The sequence below is a fragment of the Paraburkholderia sp. genome (genome assembly GCF_024281035.1).
GTDB lineage: Bacteria > Pseudomonadota > Gammaproteobacteria > Burkholderiales > Burkholderiaceae > Paraburkholderia.
In genome coordinates, this window is the sequence record NZ_JAMXLH010000029.1 from 271,179 (window position 1) to 294,773 (window position 23,595).

Annotated in this window: 18 protein-coding genes and 3 tRNA genes; 9 read left to right on the top strand and 12 right to left on the bottom strand. The window is 64.5% G+C overall.

Annotation, left to right across the window (positions count from 1 at the left end):
* Positions 1-223 precede the first annotated feature (223 nt).
* The 3 genes from Q0L30_RS10315 (at position 224) to pgi (ending at position 5,133) form a co-directional block, all read left to right on the top strand.
* The gene (locus Q0L30_RS10315) at positions 224-1,519 is read left to right on the top strand and encodes an FAD-dependent oxidoreductase (protein WP_296654590.1); all 1,296 of its coding nucleotides are present in this window, start codon (positions 224-226) and stop codon (positions 1,517-1,519) included.
* Between the two features lie 147 nt (positions 1,520-1,666).
* Positions 1,667-3,250, top strand: a complete 1,584-nt coding sequence (locus Q0L30_RS10320) for an NAD(P)H-hydrate dehydratase (protein ID WP_296654592.1) — start codon at positions 1,667-1,669, stop codon at positions 3,248-3,250.
* Between the two features lie 257 nt (positions 3,251-3,507).
* Positions 3,508-5,133 (top strand): glucose-6-phosphate isomerase, encoded by a 1,626-nt coding sequence (gene pgi, locus Q0L30_RS10325; RefSeq protein ID WP_296654594.1) that lies wholly within the window; start codon positions 3,508-3,510, stop codon positions 5,131-5,133.
* 77 nt (positions 5,134-5,210) lie between these two features.
* Here the strand turns inward: pgi and Q0L30_RS10330 are convergent, their stop codons facing one another.
* Positions 5,211-5,945 (bottom strand): ABC transporter ATP-binding protein, encoded by a 735-nt coding sequence (locus Q0L30_RS10330; RefSeq protein ID WP_296654596.1) that lies wholly within the window; start codon positions 5,943-5,945, stop codon positions 5,211-5,213.
* Between Q0L30_RS10330 and Q0L30_RS10335 the strand changes: the two genes are divergently transcribed.
* Positions 5,946-6,722 (top strand): arylesterase, encoded by a 777-nt coding sequence (locus tag Q0L30_RS10335; protein ID WP_296654598.1) that lies wholly within the window; start codon positions 5,946-5,948, stop codon positions 6,720-6,722.
* Positions 6,723-6,909: 187 nt separating this feature from the next.
* Entirely contained in the window at positions 6,910-7,269 is a 360-nt protein-coding gene (locus tag Q0L30_RS10340) for a hypothetical protein (protein ID WP_296654600.1), read from the top strand.
* Positions 7,270-7,418: 149 nt separating this feature from the next.
* Here Q0L30_RS10340 and Q0L30_RS10345 read toward each other — a convergent pair whose 3' ends face one another.
* The 8 genes from Q0L30_RS10345 to tig all read right to left on the bottom strand — a co-directional run bounded on the left by Q0L30_RS10345 (position 7,419) and on the right by tig (position 16,743).
* Positions 7,419-9,356, bottom strand: coding sequence for a SurA N-terminal domain-containing protein (locus tag Q0L30_RS10345; RefSeq protein WP_296654601.1), 1,938 nt, complete (start codon positions 9,354-9,356; stop codon positions 7,419-7,421).
* Between the two features lie 111 nt (positions 9,357-9,467).
* Positions 9,468-9,544 (bottom strand) — tRNA-Asp (locus Q0L30_RS10350).
* 64 nt (positions 9,545-9,608) lie between these two features.
* Positions 9,609-9,684 (bottom strand) — tRNA-Val (locus tag Q0L30_RS10355).
* A gap of 153 nt (positions 9,685-9,837) precedes the next feature.
* The gene (locus Q0L30_RS10360; RefSeq protein WP_296654604.1) at positions 9,838-10,206 is read right to left on the bottom strand and encodes an HU family DNA-binding protein; all 369 of its coding nucleotides are present in this window, start codon (positions 10,204-10,206) and stop codon (positions 9,838-9,840) included.
* Positions 10,207-10,458: 252 nt separating this feature from the next.
* Positions 10,459-12,891, bottom strand: a complete 2,433-nt coding sequence (gene lon / locus Q0L30_RS10365; protein WP_296654606.1) for an endopeptidase La — start codon at positions 12,889-12,891, stop codon at positions 10,459-10,461.
* A 202-nt stretch (positions 12,892-13,093) separates the two neighbouring features.
* Positions 13,094-14,365 (bottom strand): ATP-dependent Clp protease ATP-binding subunit ClpX, encoded by a 1,272-nt coding sequence (gene clpX, locus Q0L30_RS10370; protein WP_296654607.1) that lies wholly within the window; start codon positions 14,363-14,365, stop codon positions 13,094-13,096.
* A gap of 216 nt (positions 14,366-14,581) precedes the next feature.
* Positions 14,582-15,235, bottom strand: coding sequence for an ATP-dependent Clp endopeptidase proteolytic subunit ClpP (gene clpP / locus Q0L30_RS10375; protein ID WP_293041820.1), 654 nt, complete (start codon positions 15,233-15,235; stop codon positions 14,582-14,584).
* Between the two features lie 161 nt (positions 15,236-15,396).
* On the bottom strand, positions 15,397-16,743 hold the full coding sequence (gene tig, locus Q0L30_RS10380; RefSeq protein ID WP_296654611.1) for a trigger factor: 1,347 nt from the start codon (positions 16,741-16,743) through the stop codon (positions 15,397-15,399).
* Between the two features lie 683 nt (positions 16,744-17,426).
* Here tig and Q0L30_RS10385 point away from each other — a divergent pair.
* Both Q0L30_RS10385 and Q0L30_RS10390 read left to right on the top strand, forming a co-directional pair.
* Entirely contained in the window at positions 17,427-18,575 is a 1,149-nt protein-coding gene (locus Q0L30_RS10385) for a glycerate kinase (protein WP_296654612.1), read from the top strand.
* 179 nt (positions 18,576-18,754) lie between these two features.
* Positions 18,755-19,195, top strand: coding sequence for a MarR family transcriptional regulator (locus tag Q0L30_RS10390; protein WP_296654613.1), 441 nt, complete (start codon positions 18,755-18,757; stop codon positions 19,193-19,195).
* Positions 19,196-19,331: 136 nt separating this feature from the next.
* Here Q0L30_RS10390 and Q0L30_RS10395 read toward each other — a convergent pair.
* A tRNA-Leu gene (locus Q0L30_RS10395) sits at positions 19,332-19,418 on the bottom strand.
* A gap of 282 nt (positions 19,419-19,700) precedes the next feature.
* Between Q0L30_RS10395 and Q0L30_RS10400 the strand changes: the two genes are divergently transcribed.
* Positions 19,701-20,579: a squalene/phytoene synthase family protein gene (locus Q0L30_RS10400; RefSeq protein ID WP_296654615.1), complete on the top strand. Its 879-nt coding sequence runs from the start codon at positions 19,701-19,703 to the stop codon at positions 20,577-20,579.
* A gap of 16 nt (positions 20,580-20,595) precedes the next feature.
* Here Q0L30_RS10400 and Q0L30_RS10405 read toward each other — a convergent pair whose 3' ends face one another.
* On the bottom strand, positions 20,596-21,813 hold the full coding sequence (locus tag Q0L30_RS10405; RefSeq protein WP_296654617.1) for a DUF1501 domain-containing protein: 1,218 nt from the start codon (positions 21,811-21,813) through the stop codon (positions 20,596-20,598).
* Between the two features lie 473 nt (positions 21,814-22,286).
* Complete coding sequence (locus Q0L30_RS10410; RefSeq protein WP_296654618.1) at positions 22,287-22,628, bottom strand: hypothetical protein; 342 nt, start codon at positions 22,626-22,628, stop codon at positions 22,287-22,289.
* 233 nt (positions 22,629-22,861) lie between these two features.
* On the opposite strand from Q0L30_RS10410, the gene ompR reads away from it, so the two are divergent.
* Entirely contained in the window at positions 22,862-23,587 is a 726-nt protein-coding gene (gene ompR / locus Q0L30_RS10415) for a two-component system response regulator OmpR (protein ID WP_035514479.1), read from the top strand.
* The last annotated feature ends 8 nt before the right edge of the window (positions 23,588-23,595 follow it).

Below are 23,595 nucleotides of genomic sequence, written 5' to 3' on the forward strand. Positions count from 1 at the left end.
CGACGGCAGGCGAAAGGGAGTCCGCAATTATAGCGCGGAAGGCCCGCCCCGGCCCGGCAGACGCAGCGCTTACCCTTTGCGCGCATGGCGAGCCGCCCCGTTTGGCTGCTATGATTGCGCGTTTCACCCGATCGGCTCGCAAAAAAACGCGCGCCGCACGCCCCACCCCTGGCACGGCGCCCCATTCCCGTCGGCGCGCCGTCCGCCTGCAGATCGTATTGTCATGGATGTCATCGTCATTGGCGGCGGAATCGCCGGCGTCGCCACAGCCTACCAGTTGCGCGCGGCGGGTCACCGCGTCTGCGTGGTCGAACGCCATGCGACGGTTGCGCAAGGCGCCACCTATGGCCACAGCGGCGTCGTGCTGCCCACTCCGCTCGACGTCTGGTTCGGCCCCACCTTTTTGCGCGGTGGACGGCACAGCGCGGGCGGCGTGATCTGCAGAACGGGATTCGGGGGCCAGGCACGCGCATTCGTCAAGCGGCTGCGCACGCTGCACGGCTCCGAAGCCTTCGCGGCCCGCTACGCGCAACTGCGCCCGCTGATCGAGGCCGCCGAAAGCGCGCTCGGCGACGCCGAAAACCGCTTCCAGCTCGAATACGAACAGCGCAAGGGCCTGCTCTACCTCGTGCGCAGCACCGGCGAATGGGCGCTCACGCAACCCGCGCTCGAACTGCTGCGCCGCTTCGAGGTGCCGCATCACGCACTGAGCGCAGCCGAATGCGTCGCGTTCGAGCACAACATTCCCGCCGATCCGCCGTTTGCGGGCGGCGTGCACTTCGATTCGGGGCGCGTGGCGAACTGCCCGCTCTTCGTGAAGCAGCTCAAGCAGCTGCTCGACAACAACGGCGGCGTGCAATTCCAGACCGGCCGCGAAGTCAGCGCGATCCGGCTCGAGAGCGGCCGCGCCGCCGTCGAGCTCGCGCCGCGCCTGCCCGAGGACGCCCGCACGCGCGACGTCGAAGTCATCTCCGGCGACGCCGTGGTCGTGGCGGCGGGCGCGCAGACGCCGCGCCTCGTGGCGCCATTCGGCGTCAAGCTGCCGCTTTATCCGTTGCGCGTGCACACATTGAGCGCGCCGGTCGCGCATGAGGAATGCGTGCCGCACGCGACGATCGTCGACACCGCCAGGCGCGTCGCCGTCACGCGTATGAATCACCGTCTGCGGATTTCGGGTGGCGGCGTGCTGCTGCGCACGCGCCAGGCCGAAGAACCACTCGCCGAAGCACTCACCGAGCAGGCGCTGGCGCTGCTCGGCGAAGCTTCGCGCGACTGGGCGCCGGGCGCGGCGCGAATTTCCGCCGCACTGGCGTGGGAAGGCATGAAGCTGCTGTCGGCGGACGGCCTGCCCGCGGTGGGTAACGCCGGTCATCCGCGGCTCTTCGTCAACGCCGGGCACGGCCCGGCAGGCTGGGCGCTCGCGCTCGGCTCGGCGCAGCTCGTCGCGCAGCAGATCACGGGCATCAAGTCCGATCTTCCGGACGACACCGTCGCCGCCCTGCGGCCGGATCGCGGGTAAGCCGCTCTACCTCTGCACCGCGCCCGGCGAAGCTGCCTGGATGCAGTCCGGGCGCGCGGCAAGCCCCGGTTTCGACAAGAACGCGGAGCCCCACGACGCGATGGCTCGGGTATCGTTGCACTGTCGATATCACGATCCACCCTCGCCATGTCCGCCACGCCGCTGCCCGCCTCCACCGCACCGACGCTCTTCACGCCCCACGACCGGCCCGTGCCGCTCCTGACCGTCGAGGAACTGCGCGTCTGCGAAACCGCTGCGCAGGCCGGTCTGCCCGAACACACGCTCATGGCCCGCGCCGGAGCCGCCACCGCACGCTTCCTGAACGAGCAGATCGCACACGCGCCCTCGCCCGCCGCTGACAAACCCGTCTGGTTCGCGGCCGGGCCGGGCAATAACGGCGGCGATGCGCTCGTCGTTGCGACGGAACTGCATCGGGCGGGCGTAGCTGTCGAAGTCTGCATGCCGGTCGAGGTCAAACCCGACGACGCGCGCTGGGCGCTGAGCGTTGCGCGCGCTGCAGGCATTCCCATCACGGCTGCGCCGCCCGCCTCGTTCGACGCATATGGCTGGCTCGTCGACGGGATGTTCGGCATCGGACTCGCGCGCGGGCTCGACGGCGTTTTCGCGGATCTCGCAGCACGGCTCTCGGCACGCGCGAGAAGCCATGGCCACGTACTTGCGCTCGACGTGCCGAGCGGCCTCGACAGCGACACGGGCAACGTCGTCGGCAGCGGGCCTGCCGTGCGCGCAACCCACACGGTCACGTTCATCGCGGCCAAGCCCGGCCTCTACACCGGCGCGGGCCGCGACCATGCGGGCGCCGTGAGCGTCGCACCGATCGGCATCGACACGGAAGCTCAACCATCGGCCGCCCGCCTCAATGCGCCCGCCCTCTTCGCCTCCTGGCTGCCCGCGCGCGATTACGCGACGCACAAGGGCACATTCGGCACGCTGGCCGTCATCGGCGGCGACACCGGCATGTGCGGCGCGCCCATTCTCGCAGCCCGCGCCGCGCTCCTCTCAGGTGCGGGCAAGGTCCATGTGGGATTCATCGGCAGCGATGCGCCGCCCTACGATCCGCCGCATCCCGAACTGATGCTGCACGCGGCAGACACGCTCGACACCGATGCCATGGATGCAATCGCGGCAGGCTGCGGCATGGGCGGCAGCGTTGCGGCGCGCAATCTCGTCGAATCGATCCTGCAGTTGAACGTCCCCGTGCTGCTCGATGCCGACGCGCTCAATCTCGTCGCGGGCGACGACGCGCTCGGCGCACGTATCGCCACGCGCGGCACGCCGTGCGTGATCACGCCGCATCCTCTGGAAGCCGCCCGCCTGCTTGCTGCGGATACGGCTTTCGTGCAACGAGACCGCGTCGCGGCTGCGCGCGCGCTGGCGGCGCGCTTCTCCGCGGTAGCCGTGCTCAAGGGCAGCGGCACGATCATCGCGGCACCCGATGGCCGCATCGCCATCAATCCAACCGGCAACGCGGCACTCGCGACAGGCGGCACGGGCGACGTGCTCGGCGGCCTGATCGGCGCGCTGCTCGCGCAGCGGCTGCCGCCGTTCGAAGCGGCCCTCGCAGGCGTCTGGCTGCACGGCCTCGCCGCCGAGGCGCTCTGCGCGGAAGGCGGCGGACCGGCCGGTCTCGCGGCAGGCGAACTCGCACCGAGGGTGCGGCGGCTCATGAACCGGCTGTTTTATCCGTCACGGGACGAGCGCAACGCGTAACGACGCGAGGCGGCACGCCGCTTGCTGGACACGCGTTATGCGCGATGGCTCGCAAACGGACGATCGTGCGTCTATGGAGACGCCGCCTTCGCGCCCCATCATGACTGCGCAGGTTCACGTGAGCCCGCTATACTGACTCACCACGCCACCGGCATTCATCGAGCGCGGGCGTGCAACTGCGCCGCGCGCGAAATGCCTCCGCCCGACCGGCGGACGGTATCCGCCGCCTTCCCACCGTGCTTCCTTGCCAGACGAACATGACGAATCCGCTTCCTGCATGGTCCGCGCTTCAGACGCACTACGAACAAATCCGCGATGAGCGCCTGCGCGACTGGTTCGCGCCCGCCAACGACACGGCCCCCACCCGCGCCGAACGCTTCACGTTCACCGGCGGCGGTCTTGCGGCCGATTTCTCGAAAAACCGCATCACCGACGCCACGCTGAATCTGCTCGTGCAGCTCGCGCGCGAAGCGGGCGTCGAAGCCCGCCGCGACGCGATGTTCGCGGGCGAGATCGTCAATCCGACCGAAGGCCGCGCGGCGCTGCACACCGCGTTGCGCGCGACCGGGCTCGACGCGCCGTTCCATGCCCAGGTCGTCGCCGAGCGCGCGAAGATGGCGAAGTTCGCCGACGCCGTGCGCAGCGGCGCCTGGACCGGCTACACGGGCAAGCGCATCCGTCATGTCGTGAATATCGGCATCGGCGGCTCGGATCTCGGGCCGAAGATGGTCGTGCACGCCCTGCAACACCTGGCGGCGCCTGAAATCAGCTCGCACTTCGTTTCGAACGTCGACGGCGCCGATCTGTGGCGCGTGATCGAGCACATCGATCCCGAAGAGACGCTGGCCATCATCGTCTCGAAGACGTTCACCACGCTCGAAACGATGACCAACGCGCGCTCGATGCGCGACTGGTTCGTGCAGAACGGCTGCCCGGAAAGCGCACTCGCGAAGCACTTCGTGGGCGTGTCGGCAAATCCGGCCGAGGTCGTGAAGTTCGGCATCGCCGCCACGAACGTCTTCGAGATGTGGGACTGGGTGGGCGGCCGCTATTCGCTGTGGTCGGCGGTGGGCCTCTCGATCATGATCGCGATCGGATCCGCGCAATTCGACGAACTGCTCGCGGGCGCGCACGACATGGACCAGCATTTCCGCGAGGCGCCGCTCGAACGCAACCTGCCGGTGCTCCTCGCGATGATCGGCGTCTGGTATCGCAACTTCTTCGGCTCGCAGAGCTATCTGGTCGCGCCGTACTCGGAGGCGCTGCACTACCTGCCCGCCTATCTCCAGCAACTCGAAATGGAGAGCAACGGCAAGTCGGCGCGGCTCGACGGACGGTTCGTCGATTACCCCACCGCCGCCGTCACCTGGGGCGAGCCCGGCACCAACGGACAGCACGCGTTCTTCCAGATGCTGCACCAGGGGCCGACGATCGTGCCGATCGACTTCATCGCGGTGCTCACGCCGGAACATCCGCTTGGCGACCATCATCCGAAGCTGCTCGCCAACTGCTTCGCGCAAAGCGAAGCGCTGATGCTCGGCCGCACCGAAGAAGAAGCGCGCAAGGTGGCGGGCCCCGACAAGCCCGAACTCGTGCCGCATCTGGTGTTCCCCGGCAACCGGCCGACCACGACGCTGCTTGTCGAAGCGCTCAACGCGCGCACGCTCGGCGCGCTGATCGCGCTCTACGAGCACAAGGTGCTCGTGCAGGCGTCCGTGTGGAATATCAATCCGTTCGACCAGTGGGGCGTGGAGCTCGGCAAGATTCTCGGCAAGGTGGTCGAGGCCGATCTCACCGCCGCTACCGGCGATGTGAAGCAGCACGATTCGTCGACGGCAACGCTGATCGCGCGAGCGCGCGCCGCACTCAAGCGCGCGGAATAAAAGCGGTAGCAGGTTTCTGACGATGCAAAGGGCGTGCGCCGCGGCGCACGCCCTTCGTCAATGAAGCAGCACGTCATTCAGCGTCCGGCTTCTTCGATCCTGCCGGAATCGAGCACTTCGCCATGCATCACGCGCCGCCCCGCTTCGATCGTCACCGTCGTATCGCAGCGGCGCGCAAGATCGATGTCGTGCGTGACCAGCACGAGCGTCGCGCCGTTCGCACGATTCATCTCGAACATCAGATCGATGACCGCGTGGCCCGTGGCGGCGTCGAGACTGCCGGTGGGTTCGTCGGCAAAGAGGATGGCGGGGTGCGTCACGAATGCGCGCGCAAGCGCCACGCGTTGCTGTTCGCCACCCGAGAGGAGTTTCGGATAGTGCCCCGTTCGCTGGCCGAGGCCAACGCGTTCGAGCAGCGCGCGCGAGCGCGCGAATGCCTCGCGGGTGGACATGCCGCCCTGCAGTTCAAGCGGCAGCGCGACATTTTCAAGCGCGGTGAGATGCGGCATCAGCTGGAACGACTGGAACACGAAGCCGACGGAACCGTTGCGCAGCGCCGCGCGTTGATCCTCGGCCATGCCGGTCAACTCCTCGCCAAGCAAGCGGACGGAGCCCGCGCTCGCGCTATCCAGCCCCGCTAGCAGTCCGAGCAGCGTAGACTTGCCCGAACCCGAAGCGCCGACGATCGCCACGCTGCTGCCGGCGTGGACGGTGAGATCGATACCGTCGAGTATCGTCAATTCCCCGGTGGCATCGGTGACCCGCTTGCACAATCCGCGCACTTCGATGACTGGATCACTATTCATTCGCATATGATCAAGCACAGGTTAGCCATCAAGGCGCCGCTCGGCGCGCCGTTTGCCGCTGGTTTCAACAATGCCTGGGCGACTGCTTGCGCAATTGCCTGCGTCAAATTCGTCACCGCGTTCGCCGTGATCGCCACGCTTTTTGCGCTATTTGCGATCACCGGCGCGCAGCCCGCAATCGCGGCCACACCGCCCGCCGCTGCGACTGCCGACACGGCAAAGCCCGTGATCGTGGTGCTCGGCGACAGTCTCTCCGCCGAATACGGCCTGCCGCGCGACACGGGCTGGGTCGCACTGATGCGCGAGCGGCTCGCGAACAAGCGAATCGATTATACCGTTGCGAATGCGAGCATCAGCGGGGACACAACGAGCGGCGGGCTCGCACGCCTGCCGCTCGTGATGCAGCGCCTCAAGCCCTCGATCGTCATCGTCGAACTCGGCGCCAACGATGCGCTGCGCGGTGTCCCGCTCGCCACGACCGAGAGCAATCTGCGCGCCATCATTGCCCAGATCCGCAAGGGCAACGCGAAGCCGATGCTCGTCGGCATGTACGTGCCGCCCAACTATGGACTCGACTATACGCAGCAATTCCATGGCCTCTATGGCCGTTTGTCCAAGGAATTGCACGTGCCGCTCGTTCCGTTCCTGCTTGCCGGTCTCACAGACAAACCCGAGTTGTTCCAGTCGGACCAGATTCATCCAACGCAGCAGGCACAGCCTTTGCTGCTCGACAACGTGTGGCCGACGCTCAAGCCGCTCCTCGCTGGCGGCGCACAGCACTAGCCGGTACGGCTCGCTGATGACTGACGCGCTGATGGCTGCTCGCTAACGCACTGACGCACTGACGTCGCTGCGCTGTGTGTGACGCAGCGCCGTTTGCGCCATGCGCGCCCCGGGCCGTCGGCCACGAAGCCTGGGCAGATCGGCGGCTTTTGCCGGAACCCGTCCGTCCCTGGCGGGAGAGAGAAGCGTGAACTACGTGTCCGTTATTTTCGTCGCGACAACGCTTGGCGCCTGCGCCAGCCAGCCGCTGCCGATGGGTGCGGAATCGGTCGGCACGAGCCTGCATCCGTCTGCTGCCGTTGCGCAGTGCATCGCGCAGAAGTGGGCCGATCGCTCGCAACAGCAGGTCGTCTCGCAGACGATGATGGCCAACAACCAGTCTATCGATGTCTACATGCCGGGCCAGCGGCCGCCCGATGGCGCTGCCGCGACAGTGCGCCCGTCCTGGTCGCCCAATAACAAGACCTGGGTAGGCTACCGCGCCGGTCGCGGCGTCAATGCCGCAAACGGTAGCGATGCCACCAGCGCCATCACCGCCTGCCTCTGATCGCACCGGCTGCGTGTGCCGCGAGCCCTGAAAAGTCAAAAGCCCCGCAATCCCGGACCGCACCGCAAAGCTGGATCGACATCCAGCCTGGCGGCGCAGCCCGTTGCGGGGCTTTTTTGCTGCTGGCACGGCGGACCGTGCCGTCTGTCTTACTGTCCGTCGCCGGACTGGCCGGCCGGACCGAGCGAGCCGTAGTACTTCACCTTCGAGCGATCGCGCAGCGCATCGAGATACGCCTGCGTCTGCGATTGCCCGCTCACCTGCGCGAGCTGCTGCTGCGCACCGGCGAGACGCGGACCTTCTGCGGCCGGGCCGTTCGTGACGGCATTGATGCGATAGATCGCAAAACCGTCGCTGCCGAGATCGACGCCGACATAGGCCGGCAGACTCTGCGCATCGGCCTTGAAGACTGCCGACAGCGCCGCAGGGGACAAACCCTGCGCTTCATTGCGCGAAACCTTCACCGCCGCCGAGAATCCGGCGGCCGCCTTCGACTTCTGCAGATCGGCGAGCCTGGCCTGACCGTCCTTGCGTGCGAGATCGGCGGCCTGCTGCGCGATGACGCGCTGACGCACCGCATCCTTGATCGCGGCGAATTCGGGCGTCGCGGCCGGCTTGAAGTTCGTGACGCGCGCTGAGATCAACGTGCTGTTGCCGACGTCGATCGCCTGCGTGTTGTTGTGCTGGTTCACCGAGTCGTTGGCGAACACAGCGTCGAGGAACTTCTGATTGTTCAACGGGTTGTCCGGCGGCAGCGCCGGATTCGGCTTCGACGTAACCGTTGCGGTCTGGATGGTCAGCTTGAACTTGTCGGCGGCCGGTTGCAGGCTCTTCGACTGCTCATAGACCAGCGAGGTGAAGCCTTCGGTCGCGTCGCCGAGCAGCTTCGTGGCCTGTTGCGCCTTGACGTCGCTCAGGATCGAGGCCTTCACCTCTTCGAACGGCTTCGTCGCCGAAGGCTTGATGTCCGTGACCTTGACGATGTGATAGCCGAAGTCCGACTGGATCACGTCGCTGATCTCGTCCTTTTTGAGCTTGAAGACGGCATCGTCGAACGCTTCGCCGCCCGCGATCATGCCGCGGCCGAAGAAGCCGAGGTCGCCGCCCTTCGCTGCCGAACCCGGATCCTGTGAATCCTTCTGCGCGATCTGCGCGAACTGGTCGGGATGGGCCCGCACTTCCGCAAGGATCGCTTCCGCCTTCTGCTTCGCAGTGCTGCGATCGGCCGCGCTCGCATCCTTCGGCACGGCGATCAGGATGTGGCTCGCGCGCACCTGTTCGTCGGTGCGGTAGTGGGCGATGTTGTCGTTGTAGAACTGCTTGAGGTCGGCGTCGGACGGATGAACCGTGGCCGCCACCGCCGCTGCCGACAGCACCAGATACTGGATCTGGGCCGTTGCCGGCGTGGCGAAATCGCTCTTGTGGGCGTCGTAGTAGGCCTGCAGTTCCGCGTCAGTCGGCTGCACCCTGGCCGCGTAGTCGGTTGCATGGAATGCAAGCGCCTGGACTTCGCGCTGCTGTTCCGAGAGCGCCGTGAGCTGCTGTGCGAGCGACTTCGGCGTGAACGCGCTGTTGATGACCGCGGCGGGCAACTGCTCCATCGCGAGGCTGTAGCGCACGCGCTCGTCGTACTGCTCGGGCGTCATGCCCTGCATGGCGAGCATTTCCTTGTAGCGGTCGAGGTCCATCGAGCCGTCGGGCTTCTTGAGCGACGCGATGATCGGATCGGACAGCAGCGCGCGGCGCACGGCATCGTCCGAAGCGCTGAGGTGCAGGCGCTGCGTCTCAGCAGCGAGCACGCGCTGCTGGATCAGGCCGTCGAGAATGTCCTTGCGATGCTGCGGCGTGTCGAACAGGGCCTGGTCGAAGCTCGCGCCCATGACCTGGCGAGCCTGATCGAGTTGCTGACGCGCGGCGTTGTCGTACTCGACACGCGTAATGTCGTGTCCATCGACGCTTGCGACATTTGCGCTTTCGTCGAAGAAGCCGCGGAAACCTTGAATGCCGACGAAGCCAAGCCCTGGCAGGACCACCAGGAGCAGCAGGAACATCATCAGCCGTTTGTGATTGCGGAAAAAGTCGAGCATGCGTGACAGAGCGAAGGGAGGGCCCAAAAACAGAACGCCCGATATTACCTCAGAGGACAATAAAAAAGGCGAACCGCAGTTTGCCTTCGGTTCGCCTTCTTTAGAAAGATCTGGCGGAGCGGACGGGGCTCGAACCCGCGACCCCCGGCGTGACAGGCCGGTATTCTGACCAACTGAACTACCGCTCCGTGCGGTTGCATCCTGCAACTACTTTTTTCAAGTACTGATGCAGATGCCTGAGGAACCGAAAACTGGTGGGTGCTGAGAGGCTCGAACTCCCGACCTACGCCTTGTAAGGGCGCCGCTCTACCAACTGAGCTAAGCACCCAGCTTAGCGATTCCTGAACTGCTCTTTGTGCTGCTTTTTGCACAACATCTACGTGCTTCTTTCAGTGCGCTTTTTTATGTGCTTTTTCAGCACCTTCTGCGCACTATGCCAGCCTGCACGGTGCAAATTGCACAACGACGGCCAGCGAGCCCGCTAGTTTAGCGCATCTTTGAGCGCTTTACCAGGCCGGAATTTCGGGACCTTTGCGGCCTTGATCTTGATCGCATCGCCGGTGCGGGGATTGCGCCCCGTGCGCGCCGTGCGCTTGCCCACGGCAAACGTGCCGAAGCCGACCAGCGTGACCGACCCGCCTTTCTTGAGCGTGCCCTTGACGCCACCGATCACGGCGTCGAGTGCGCGTCCCGCAGCCGCTTTCGAGATGTCGGCTTGCTGAGCGATGTGATCGATCAAATCCGTTTTGTTCATTCCAGCCCCCGAGAATGTGTTTGGGTAATCATTGCGACGCTTTGCGCGCCGGGATTTAGGAAAAGACGGGCCAGGCTCTATGCCGGGCTCGCTCATTTAACGGGTCGGAATCGACGGTGTCAAGCCGGGTTCAGCCTGATTTAACGGGACGTTCGAGGAATTCCTCCAGGGCACGGCGAAGCGCCGCCCGCAGATGCCCGCGACCAATCGTCCGGGCGGCGTTTGCGCAGGGTTTGCGCGGGGTTTACACGTCGTTCGCGCAATAAAAAACCCGCGGGCCAAGCCGCGGGTTTCCGGTACATCGCGAACCGTGCGCAGGATGCGCCGGCCGCCTCATTGCGTTAGCGATCAGTGCTTGACCACTTCGGTCGCGCTGGCGTCCGCCGGTTCGGCGACGGGCGTTGCCGCCTTTGCATCGTCCGCCTTCACCTCTTCTTCCGGCAGAGCCTGCGGCACACGTTCGAGCGCCAGTTCGAGCACCTTGTCGATCCAGCGGACCGGCACGATTTCGATCGCGTTCTTCACGTTGTCCGGAATCTCCGAAAGATCCTTCACATTCTCTTCCGGGATCAGCACGAGCTTGATGCCGCCGCGATGCGCCGCGAGCAGCTTCTCCTTCAACCCGCCGATCGGCAGCACTTCGCCGCGAAGCGTGATCTCGCCCGTCATCGCGACGTTGGCGCGCACCGGGATGCCCGTGAGCACGGACACCAGCGCGGTCGTCATCGCGATACCGGCGGACGGACCGTCCTTCGGCGTCGCACCTTCCGGCACGTGAATGTGGATGTCCTGCTTCTCGAACGCCTCGTCCTTGATGCCGAGACGCCGCGAGCGCGAGCGCACCACCGAGCGTGCCGCTTCGACCGACTCCTTCATGACGTCGCCGAGCGAACCCGTGCGGATCACGTTGCCCTTGCCGGGCATGACCGCCGCTTCGATCGTCAGCAGATCGCCGCCGACTTCGGTCCAGGCAAGGCCCGTGACCTGGCCGATCTGGTTTTCCTTCGCAGCCAGGCCGAAGTCGTACTTGCGCACGCCGAGGAACGTATCGAGATTCGTGCCGTCGACCGTCACCGCGCCCTGCGCCTTCTTCAGCAGAAGCATCTTCACGACCTTGCGGCAGATCTTCGATATTTCGCGCTCGAGCGAACGCACGCCCGCTTCACGCGTGTAATAGCGAATGATGTCGCGGATTGCACCTTCCGTGACCTCGACCTCGCCGGCCTTCAGGCCGTTGTTCTTCTTCTGCTTCGGCAGCAGGTAACGCTGCGCGATGCTGACCTTCTCGTCTTCCGTGTAACCCGACAGGCGGATGACTTCCATCCGGTCGAGCAGCGGCGGCGGGATGTTCAGCGAATTCGACGTGGCGACGAACATCACATCGGAGAGGTCGAAATCGACTTCGATGTAGTGATCGGCGAACGTGTGGTTCTGTTCCGGATCGAGCACTTCGAGCAGCGCCGACGACGGATCGCCGCGGAAATCCATGCCCATCTTGTCGACTTCGTCGAGCAGGAAGAGCGGATTGCGCACGCCGACCTTCGTGAGGCTCTGCAGGATCTTGCCGGGCATCGAACCGATATACGTGCGGCGGTGACCGCGAATCTCGGCCTCGTCGCGCACGCCGCCGAGCGCCATGCGCACGAACTTGCGATTCGTTGCGCGCGCAATCGACTGGCCAAGCGAGGTCTTGCCGACGCCCGGAGGCCCGACGAGGCACAGGATCGGCGCCTTGACCTTGTCCACGCGTTGCTGCACCGCGAGATATTCGAGAATGCGTTCCTTCACCTTCTCGAGGCCGAAGTGGTCTTCGTCGAGCACGGTCTCGGCGTTCGTGAGATCGTTGTTGACCTTGCTCTTCTTGCGCCACGGCAGGCCGATCAGCGTGTCGATGTAGTTGCGCACGACCGTCGCTTCCGCCGACATCGGCGACATCAGCTTGAGCTTCTTCAGCTCGGCGTCGGCCTTCTTCTTGGCTTCCTTGGGCATGCGCGCAGCGGTGATGCGCTTCTCGAGCTCTTCGAGATCCGCGCCCTCTTCGCCTTCGCCCAGTTCCTTCTGGATCGCCTTGACCTGCTCGTTCAGGTAGTACTCGCGCTGGCTCTTCTCCATCTGGCGCTTCACGCGGCCGCGGATACGCTTCTCCACCTGGAGAATGTCGATCTCGGCTTCGAGTTGCGCGAGCAGATGCTCGAGACGCTCCACGACCGGGAACATCTGGAGGATGTGCTGCTTCTGGTCGAGCTTGAGCGGCAGATGTGCCGCGATGGTGTCGGCGAGACGACCCGCTTCGTCGATACCCGACAGCGACGTCAGGATTTCCGGCGGGATCTTCTTGTTCAGCTTTACGTACTGGTCGAATTGCGACACGATCGCGCGGCGCAGCGCTTCGGTTTCGGCGCCGTCGGCATGATCGGGTTCGAGCGGCATCACCTCGCACGAAAACTGCGCTTCCTGCTCTTCAATCGAGAGCGTCTTCGCGCGCTGCAGCCCCTCGACGAGCACTTTTACCGTGCCGTCGGGCAGCTTGAGCATCTGCAGGATGTTTGCAACGCATCCCACTTCGTACATGTCTTTTTCGGTCGGCTCATCCTTCGCGGCGGTTTTTTGCGCGACAAGCATGATGTGCTTGCCGCCTTCCATCGCCGCTTCGAGGGCCTTGATCGATTTCGGCCTGCCCACGAAGAGGGGAATCACCATATGCGGGAAAACTACGACGTCTCGCAGCGGCAGCAGCGGGAGCGTGGTGCGTTCCGGCGGGAGGAGTTGGGTTCCTGACATTTCATTTCCCCATGAGTGGAATCAATTCATTCGATAAGTAAGGCCTGCGACAGCGATTGCAAGCCTCGAGCGTGTGGGAAAAGTTCAGTGACTCCAGAAATAGTGCGCCATCGACCACCAGACAAAACCAGACAAACGAAAAAGCCGTTCATCTCATTGTATGAACGGCTTTTTTCCGGAACTCTTTAGCCGATCACCGCCATTAGTTCGATCCTGCCACCTTCGGCGCGTCTTCGTAGATCAGCAGCGGTTTGCCGTCGCCGTCGATCACGTTGTCGTCGATGATGACCTTGCTCACGCCCTTCATGGCCGGTAGATCGTACATCACGTCGAGCAGCGCCTGCTCGAGGATCGAGCGCAGGCCCCGTGCGCCGGTCTTGCGGCGGATCGCCTTGCGCGCGACCGATTGCAGCGCGGCCGGGCGAATCTCCAGTTCCACGCGCTCCATGTTGAAGAGCTTGTGATACTGCTTGACGAGCGCGTTCTTCGGCTCGACCAGGATCTTCATCAGCGCGGCTTCGTCGAGCTTGCCGAGCGTCGCGACCACCGGCAGACGGCCGATCAGCTCGGGAATCAGACCGAACTTGATCAGGTCTTCCGGCTCAACTTCGCGCAGCACCTCGCCCGCGTCGCGCTCCTGCTTGCTCTTCACGCTCGCGCCAAAACCGATGCCGGTCTTTTCGGTGCGATCGGTGATGACCTTTTCCAGACCGTCGAACGCGCCGCCGCAGATGAACAGGATGTTGGTCGTATCGACCTGGATGAAGTCCTGGTTCGGATGCTTGCGGCCGCCCTGCGGCGGAACCGAGGCCATCGTGCCCTCGATTAGCTTGAGGAGCGCCTGCTGCACGCCCTCGCCCGACACGTCGCGGGTGATCGACGGGTTATCCGACTTGCGGCTGATCTTGTCGATTTCGTCGATATAGACGATGCCGCGCTGCGCCTTGTCGACCTCGTAGTTGCAGTTCTGCAGCAGCTTCTGAATGATGTTCTCGACGTCCTCGCCCACGTAGCCGGCTTCGGTCAGCGTGGTGGCGTCGGCGATCACGAACGGCACGTTCAGAAGGCGCGCGAGCGTCTGCGCGAGCAATGTCTTGCCGGAGCCCGTGGGCCCGATCAGCAGGATGTTGCTCTTGGAAAGTTCGACGTCGTCTTTCTTGTCGAGATGCTTCAGACGCTTGTAGTGGTTGTACACGGCCACGGCGAGAATCTTCTTCGCCCGTTCCTGGCCGATCACGTACTGGTCGAGGATGTCGCGGATTTCCTGCGGACCCGGCAGGTCCGAGCGCGACAGCGCTGCGTCGACGCCGGCGCCTGCGGCTTCGTCGCGAATGATCTCGTTGCACAGGTCGATGCATTCATCGCAGATGAACACCGACGGCCCTGCAATCAGTTTCTTTACTTCATGCTGGCTTTTGCCGCAGAACGAGCAATACAACAGCTTCTCGCTGCTGGAACCTTTCTTGTCCGCCATGGATAGATGAGCCTCCGGACACTCTTTTACATGATACGCCGTTTCCCCCGGCCACACCGGGAGGCGGATGAACCGCTTGCTGTGACGGCGTGTGGGCCGCAGGCTGCGAGCGCGTTTTCCGATTATTTCACACGGTTCGCGCGGCAGCGCCAATCCCTTTTTCCACGGAGGCCGAAGCCTCCGTCGATTGCGGGCGGCGCGCCAGAACGGGCCGGATCAGGGACGCTTGTGGAGCACCTGGTCGACGAGCCCGTACGCTTGCGCGTCCTCACCGGACATGAAGTTGTCGCGGTCGGTGTCGCGTGCGATGCGCTCGACCGGCTGGCCGGTATGGTGCGCGAGCAGCTGGTTGAGGCGTTCCTTCAGATACAGGATTTCGCGCGCCTGGATTTCGATATCCGACGCCTGGCCGCGCGCGCCGCCGAGCGGCTGGTGGATCATCACGCGCGAATTCGGCAGCGCGAAGCGCTTGCCCTTCGCACCCGACGCGAGCAGGAACGCGCCCATGCTGGCTGCGAGGCCCATGCAAAGGGTCGAAACGTCCGGCTTGATGAACTGCATCGTGTCGTAGATCGCCATGCCGGCCGAGACGGAGCCGCCCGGGCTGTTGATGTACAGGCTGATGTCCTTGTCCGGGTTCTCGCTTTCGAGAAACAGCAGTTGCGCGACAACGAGGTTCGCAGTCTGGTCGTTCACTTCGCCGACCATGAACACCACACGCTCCTTGAGCAGGCGCGAGTAGATGTCGTACGAACGCTCGCCGCGGCCGCTCGTCTCCACGACGATCGGCACGAGCCCGAGCGCCTGCGGTTCGAGATCCCGCGATGCGTGGGAGGTCAACGTATCCAGCGATTGAGCGCGAATGGTCATGCGGTGCATCCTTGTCTGGAAGATCTCTTCTGATTACCCCGAGTGGAGGCGGACCCCGCGTAATTCAACCACACTTGCCGAATGGAAAAATTACGCGGACGCAAAAACGGCGTGCTCGCCATCGGAAGCCCCGACAGCCGGCACGCCGCTGCGCGGTCGCCTTAAGCCTGCGCCGTTGCGCTTGCCAGTTCTTCGAAGCTCACGAGCTTGTCCGTCACCTTGGCCTTGTCGAGCACGAAATCCACAACGTTCGATTCGACGACGAAGGCTTCCATTTCGGCGAGACGCTGCTGGTTCGAATAATACCAGCGCACGACTTCCTTCGGGTCTTCGTAACTTTTCGCGAATTCGTCGACTTCGGCGCGGATCTGCTCCGGCTTCGCCTCAAGGCTGTTGGCCTTCACGAGTTCGGCCAGCACGAGGCCCAGCTTGACGCGGCGCTCGGCCTGGTCCTTGAACATCTCGGCCGGAATCGGCGCATCCTTGGCGTTCGGAACGCCGCGCTGCACGAGGTCCGCGCGCGCCATTTCGACGAGGCGCTGCTGGTCCTGTTCGACGAGCGCGTTCGGCACGTCGAGTTCGGAGATCTTCAGGAGCGCGTCCATCACCTGGTTCTTGACGATGGCCTGGGTGCGGCGCTTCGCTTCACGCTCCAGATTGTCCTTGATCTCGCCGCGCATCTTGACGAGGTCGCCGTCGGCGATGCCGAGCGACTTCGCGAATTCCGCGTCGATTTCCGGCAGATGCGGCCACTCGATCTTGTGCATCGTGATCGTGAACTTCGCGGTCTTGCCCGCGACGTCCTTGCCGTGATAGTCCGCCGGGAAGCTCAGGTCGAATTCGCGCGACTCGCCTTGCTTCAGGCCGAGCGCAGCCGTTTCGAATTCCGGCAGCATGCGGCCTTCGCCCAGCACGAACGTGAAGCCTTCTGCGGTGCCGCCCGGGAATGCGACGTCGTCGATCTTGCCGACGAAGTCGACCGTCACGCGGTCGCCGCTCTTCGCTGCGGTGTCGGCGCCGCCGTCACCGTGCTCGCCCGCGTCGCCGCGCGCGTGGAAATGCACGCGCTGCTTGCGCAGGATGTCGAGCGTGCGATCGATTTCGGTATCGGCGATCGACGTGGTCGTGCGCTCGATTTCGGCGGTCGCGACGTCACCGATCTTGACTTCGGGGTAGACCTCGAAGGTCGCGTCGAACGCGTAGGCGCCTTCAGCGGCCTCGGTCTTCGGGGCGAAGCTCGGCTGGCCGGCAACGCGCAGGTTCTCGGCGCGGCTGATGTCGAAGAACTCCTTGCCGATCTTGTCGCTCAGGACTTCGGCTTCGACCTGGCCCGAGTACTGCTGCGTGACCATCTTGAGCGGCACCTTGCCCGGGCGGAAACCCGGCATGCGCACGTTCTTTGCGAGTTGGCGGATGCGCGAATCCACTTCTTTCTGCACGGCATCCTTCGGCAGGGAAATCGTCACGCGGCGTTCGAGCTTGCCGAGGTTTTCAACAACGTTAGCCATGGCTTCAATCGTCCTAAAATTTATTCGAGCGAATCAGTAATCTTTGCTGTGCCGCGGTCCGCCTGCCCAATCGGGCACGCGGTGAGGCGACCCACAGCACCTGCGCCTCGTTGCGCCGCTTGCAGGTGCTTGTGCGCCTAATGCTGGCAACCCCCGCTGGCAACCCCGCGCCGCCTTTCACACGCACGCGCGACCAAGGTCGCCTGCGCGCTCCGGAACCCGCCCACGCGTGCGCTCTGCTGCACCGCAATGAGCGATTTGCGACGCGGTTCCGTCAAAAGAGCCAAGTATTTTAGCAAACTATTTCCGCCGTCAAATGGATTTGCCGCTCGGTTCCTCCCGGGATGGCGCCGGAACACGGCATTCGTGCGTACGCAACCGGCACAAATCGGCCGCAAACCCGCCATAAACCGCATGCCGGGCACTTCCCCGCACAGCGTCGAAGCGCAAATCGGACCGGGCAAGCTCGCCGCCGATGCAAACCCGGGCCGCCGCGCCGGCTGCCAATCCACCCTAGTCCACGCCGATTCACGCCGATTCACGCTGAGCCCCGCCTATCCACGTTGGCGAATGTGGCATATCCAGCCCGCGCGACAGCGCTGTTAAGCTAACGCTCTGGCCGACCGCCCCGCCGGCCTCAGCCGACGCCTACCTATACCAACCCTTGCCAGCATCGAGACACCATGCCCAACCCGTCGCCTGAAACTCCCGTCGTCGTCATTGCTCCGGATTCGTTCAAAGGCTCGCTCAGTGCGGACGGCGTGGCCGCCGCAATCGCCGAAGGCATCCGCCGCGCGCGACCGGACGCGGATATCCGCCTGTGCCCGATGGCCGATGGCGGCGAAGGCACGCTCGACGCGATGCTGATCGCGGGCGGTAAGCGCCATGTAATCAGCGTGCGCGGCGCAGCCGGGCCGATGCGCGACGCCGCGGTCGGCTTGCTGCAGGACGGCAGCGCGATTGTCGAAACCGCCGAAATCGTCGGCATCACCGATCCCGTGGGCATGGGTGTTCCGGTCGCAGCGCGCAGCACGACCGGCATGGGGCAGGCGATTCGCATCCTGCTCGACGAAGGCGTGCGGCGCTTCTACGTCGCGCTCGGCGGCAGCAGTACAAACGATGCCGGTGCGGGTCTGCTCGTCGGTCTCGGGCTACAGCTCTTCGACGCAGCGGGCCAGCCCGTCGACCCCACGCCCGAGGCGCTCGTGCGCGTGGCGCGTGTCGACGTATCGGGCCTCGATGCGCGGCTCGCGGACGCGTCGTTCGTCGCCATGTCCGATGTCGACAATCCGCTTACGGGCGAGCATGGCGCAACGGCCGTGTTCGGTCCGCAAAAGGGCGTGACGCCGGAACAGGTCGCGCCCATCGACGCGGCACTCGCGCACTTTGCCGATCTCGTCGAAGCGGCGCTCAACCGTCGTGTGCGCAATGAAGCAGGTTCGGGCGCGGCGGGCGGACTCGGCTTCGCGCTGCGCATGCTCGGCGCGAGCATCGAACCGGGCGCGGAAGTCGTCGCCCGTCAGATCGGCCTCGATACTGCATTGCACGGCGCGAACTGGCTCATCACGGGCGAAGGCCGTTCGGACGTGCAAACGCTGCATGGCAAGGCACCTTTCATTGCTTGCCGTCATGCGCAGGCCGCGGGCGTGCCCGCCACGCTGCTCTCTGGCGCGGTCGATCCCGCCGCGCTACCTCGCCTGTCAGAACACTTCAGCGGCTGCTTTTCGCCAGCACCCGGACCGATTACGCTGGACGCGGCGATCCGCGATGCGGCGACGCTGCTCACGAACGTTACCGAACAGCTTGCACGCTTGCGTTTTAGTATGCGCTGATGCGCAACTGTCTTCCTCGTTAAGCGGTTAAAAGATGCGCGCGCCACGTTTTTGCGTGGCGTGTATTTCGCACTACGCGACATTGACCCGCGGGCCGGTTGCGGCAACAATCACATCACGCGCAGTACTCTTGCGCACCCCTCACGCATTGCGCATTCCCCCACGCAACCAGGACGATCATGAAGGCAAGCAAAGCCGGACTCGAGCAATATTTGACTTATCGGCTCCATGTCCTGAACAAGCTCTCCGAACGGGGCAGCACCGAACGCTACCAGGCGAAGCTCGGCATCACGCTGCCCGAGGCGCGGCTCATTGGCGCAGTAGGCGCATTCGGCCCGTTCTCGGTGATGGAGCTCGCACGCCACGCGAATCTCGACAAGAGCCAGGCAAGCCGCGCGGCCGAAGCGCTGATGCGCCGCGGTCTCATGCGCCGCGACGCGAGCAAGGAAGATGGCCGCCTCGTACTCGTATCGCTCACACCAGAAGGACGTGCGCTCTACCGCAAGGTGATGCCGATCGCACGCAAATGGAATCAGGACTTGTTCTCCTGCCTCGACGACAAGGAACGCGAAACGCTTGGGCGCGCGCTCAACAAGATCATCGAGGCCTACGAGATTTAGCCGGTTTCATCGCCACACGGCGCACGGAAGACAGTAGAAAAGAAAAAGGCCGGTGCAGAACCGGCCTTGAATGATTGCTGTCTGGATACAGGCCGGATGCACGCCGCGCGCGTATCCGATACCGGGAAAAGAGAGTTGGTGCGTGAGGCCGGACTCGAACCGGCACACCCTTGCGGGCGTCAGGACCTAAACCTGGTGCGTCTACCAATTTCGCCACTCACGCGAATCTTTTCGTCTGCTCGCAGGGCCGCCGAGAGGGCACGCTGCGATCTCGCGCGCTCTCGTGAGCCATTCAACCGCGTGAACCTCGCGTTGCAGACACTGCCGGGCGGGACGGGCACGATATCCACGTGCACACACCTCCAATGCGCAGGCGCGAAATTCTAACCGATTGCCTGGCGCTTGTCTGCATGTGCACGATGCTAGAATCGCCAGTTTGCCGCCGCAGCCCGGGCCGTTGCCCGTTGTTTGCCGCCGCGGCGCACATCCCCACCCCGCAGACACCGTGAACTTCGACGACTACTGCCAGCAAAAGGCGGCTCCGCCCGGATCGGGCACCTACTACGCGCTGCGCCAGGCAAGCGCCGCGCGCCAACCGCTTCTCGCCGCCCTCTTCGCGCTGCGCCGCGAGCTGGAAGAAACCGCAAAGGAAACGAGCGATCCCACTGTCGGACGCACGAAGCTCGCGTGGTGGCAAAAGGAACTGGCCGGGCTGGCTGCTGCCGGCAACGGCGCGGGTAACGGCGCAGGAAGCGACGCGGGCAACACCGCGCAGGCACATCCCGTGACGCAGGCGCTTGCGCACCATCTCGACGATGTCAAGGCGACGTACCCCGCGCTGCAGGCGTTGCTCGCCGGTTACGCGATGGACTTCGATCAGGCGCGCTATCTCGACTTCCCCAACCTTCGGCGCTACATGGACGCCGTGGGCGGCACGTTCGCCACGCTCGTCGCACGCGTGAGCGCGCGCGATGCGGGCGCCGCCGCGCAATGGGCCGCGCCGCTCGGCAACGCGCTGATGCTCGCGCAGTTCGTGCCGGAGATCGGCAACGATGCGCGCCATGGCCGCGTCTACATTCCGATCGACGAACTGCAGCGCTACAACGTCACCGCCGCCGATCTGATCAATCGCCGCTACAGCGACGAATTCACCGAACTCATGAAGTTCCAGACGGCGCGTGCACGCGAAGCGATCGCCGCCGCACTCGACGGCATTCCCGCCGCCGAACGGCGCGGTCAGCGTACGCTGCGCTCGCTCGCGGCGCTGTCGCTTGCACTGCTGGAGGAAGTGGAGCGCGAGCGCTTTCAGGTGCTGCATCAGCAGATCGTACTCACGCCGATCCGCAAGCTCTGGATCGCGTGGCGCGCGGCGCGGCGCGCCTGAAACACCTATCGCTCGATCACACGCGCAGCATCGGCAGCGCCTGAAAGCGGTCCTGCAGCACGGCCTGTGCATCGAGCCCCCACCACGGCCCCAGCACAGTCGCATAGAGTCGCCGGAAATCGACGCCCGCCGGCAGATTTCCGTCGCCATCGAGCCGCGCCAGTTGCGGCGCCTGGCCGTACAGGCCGCCCGCAACGCGGCCGCCGGCCACGAAGTGCGCGCATGCCGTGCCGTGGTCGGTTCCGCGGCTCGCGTTTTCACGCGCGCTGCGGCCAAACTCCCCGTACGTGACGATCATCGTACGGTCCCAGCGCCCAAGTTCGACGAGCGCATCGCGCATCGCCGCCATGCCCGTAGCGAACTGATGCAGCAGGGCTGCATGCCGGCCCGGCTGGTTCTCGTGCGTATCGAAGCCGTTCAGCGTGAGCCGGATCGCCGCGATGCCGTCGCCCGGCACAGGTACACCCTGTGCCGTGTCGCTCAACGCGAGCGCCTGCATGGCCGTCTTGATCGACGTGCCGAACGGCCCCGGCCGAAACACGGTCTTCAGCGCGTACTGCTGCGAGTGCCTCGGACGCAACCGGTCGGCAACCTTGCGGATGTCGCGCTCGACGTCGAGAAGGTGAGCAAGTGTCGGATCGGGCTCATCCAGTGACGTCGGCGTAATGAGGCGCGACGCGAGCGCAAGGCGCGCCGGATTCACGAGTGTAATCACGCGCTCGCCGTTCGCGAGCGGGCCTGTCTCCGCACTGCCGAGCACGAGTCCATCCGTCGCGAAGCTCGTCGGCACCGGCGCGTTCGCGAATGCACGTGCGAGCCAGCCGTCGCGCAGATACTGGTCCGGACGCGACGCGGTGTCCCATATTTCGGTCGAACGGAAGTGCGACAGATTCGGCTGCGCGTAGCCCACGCCCTGCACGATCGCCAGCCGCCTCGCACGCCACATCGGCATGAGCGGTGCAAGCGCCGGATGCAGCGCCGTGCGTTCGTCAAGCTGGATCGCCTGATCGCGGCGCACACCGATGTTCGCGCGATAGCGGTGGTAAAGCGGATCGGCGAACGGCACGACGGTGTTGAGGCCGTCGTTACCGCCCTTGAGTTCGACGAGGATCAACAGATTGTCGTAGCCCGCCGCAAACGGACCTGTCGCGCCGCTTCGTGCGTGCGCCGCGCCCGGCAGCCACAGCGACATTCCCGCCGCAGCGCTCGCCGCCAGAAACTCGCGTCGCTTCATGGGGCGCCCCGCCTCTCGTGGCGGCCGCGCGAACTGTCCCGCTCCCTCATTCGACTGTTCATTTCAATTGGTGCTTCAGGTCCATCAGCAGTGCTTCGAGATCCGCTCGCCCGGGTCGCGGGCGCGAACGCATTGGCGGGTTCGATCGGCAGCGCGATGCGCTTCGTCTGCGCCCGCGGCGCCAGTGCGCGCACATCATCGGTGTTCGCGTCCAACGGTGCAAGCCGTCCGCTTGAAATCGAAACAATCGTCGCGCACGCGTGCGTACATTCGATCGTACAAATAGACTGACCGGCAAACGATTGCACCTGAGCAGCGTCAAACGTGATTCGCTTTATCGCGTTGCAAACGAAGCGATGAGAAAACCCATGTGCTTTGAATATCGCGGCCCTGCAAATGATCCGCAACGGATGTCGATTACGCAATCGATCGAGCGTGCACCGGGAACGACGCTGTCTCGCGCGGCAATACACTCAGCGTTTGTAAAGCTCGCGCACCGCGTCTTCGATGTGCTGGCGCAGGAGGCGGCGCTCTTCAGGTGTCATGTGGCCGTCGCGGCGCCGCTGGTCGAGGTCGGGCGGAACACCGGGCGTGTGCGAGTTCAGATCGGAGGCGGGATGATCGGGCGGATCGCTGCGGAAGCGGTGCGCAGGCGGCTTGTAGCCCACGGGATGAGAGGACATGTGGGGGCCGTCATGCCGGTTGATGGAGGGCTCGGCGCCGGCCGTGGCCGGATCCAATGCGGCCACGATGCCACCGGCTAGCGCCAGTGCAATCATGGTATGGCGCATTGTCGGCCTGACCCCTCCCTTCATTCTGTTCCCTTCGTCACGCGGCAAACAGCTACCTTGAATCCGTGCAAACCCGCGTCGGTGCGAGCGGCAATTTAAAGTCGGATGAAGTATCTACCGAACCGCCGCATTCCGTAAAGCAGTCTATCTGTCAGCCCTTGATGCCGTGGCACACCACGGGTAAATTTTGTAACTGACTGTAACCCGTTAATTGGTGCAAACTCGCACTACAGTCCAATCGCGATAAGATGCCTGCCATGGAAACCAAGAACCCCTCGAAAATCCTGGTTGTCGACGACGACCCGCGCCTGCGTGATTTGCTGCGGCGTTATCTCGGCGAGCAGGGTTTCAATGTCTACGTTGCTGAAAACGCACCCGCCATGAACAAGCTGTGGGTGCGCGAGCGTTTCGATCTGCTCGTGCTCGACCTCATGCTGCCGGGTGAAGACGGCCTGTCGATCTGCCGTCGTCTGCGCGGCAGCAACGATCGCACGCCCATCATCATGCTTACGGCAAAGGGCGAGGATGTCGATCGCATCGTCGGCCTGGAAATGGGCGCTGACGATTATCTGCCGAAGCCGTTCAATCCGCGCGAACTGGTCGCGCGCATTCACGCGGTGCTGCGCCGCCAGGCACCGTCGGAATTGCCGGGCGCACCGTCCGAAACCACCGAGGTCTTCGAATTCGGCGAATTCGCGCTGAACCTCGCCACACGCACGTTGACCAAAGCCGGCCAGGAAATTCCGCTCACCACGGGCGAGTTTTCGGTGCTGAAGGTTTTCGCGCGCCATCCGCGTCAACCGCTCTCGCGCGAAAAGCTCATGGAGCTGGCGCGCGGTCGCGAATACGAAGTGTTCGACCGCAGTCTCGATGTGCAGATTTCGCGTCTGCGCAAGCTGATCGAGCCTGATCCGGGCAGTCCGCGCTTCATCCAGACGGTCTGGGGCCTTGGCTACGTATTCATTCCGGACGGTGCAGCCTGAACCGGCTG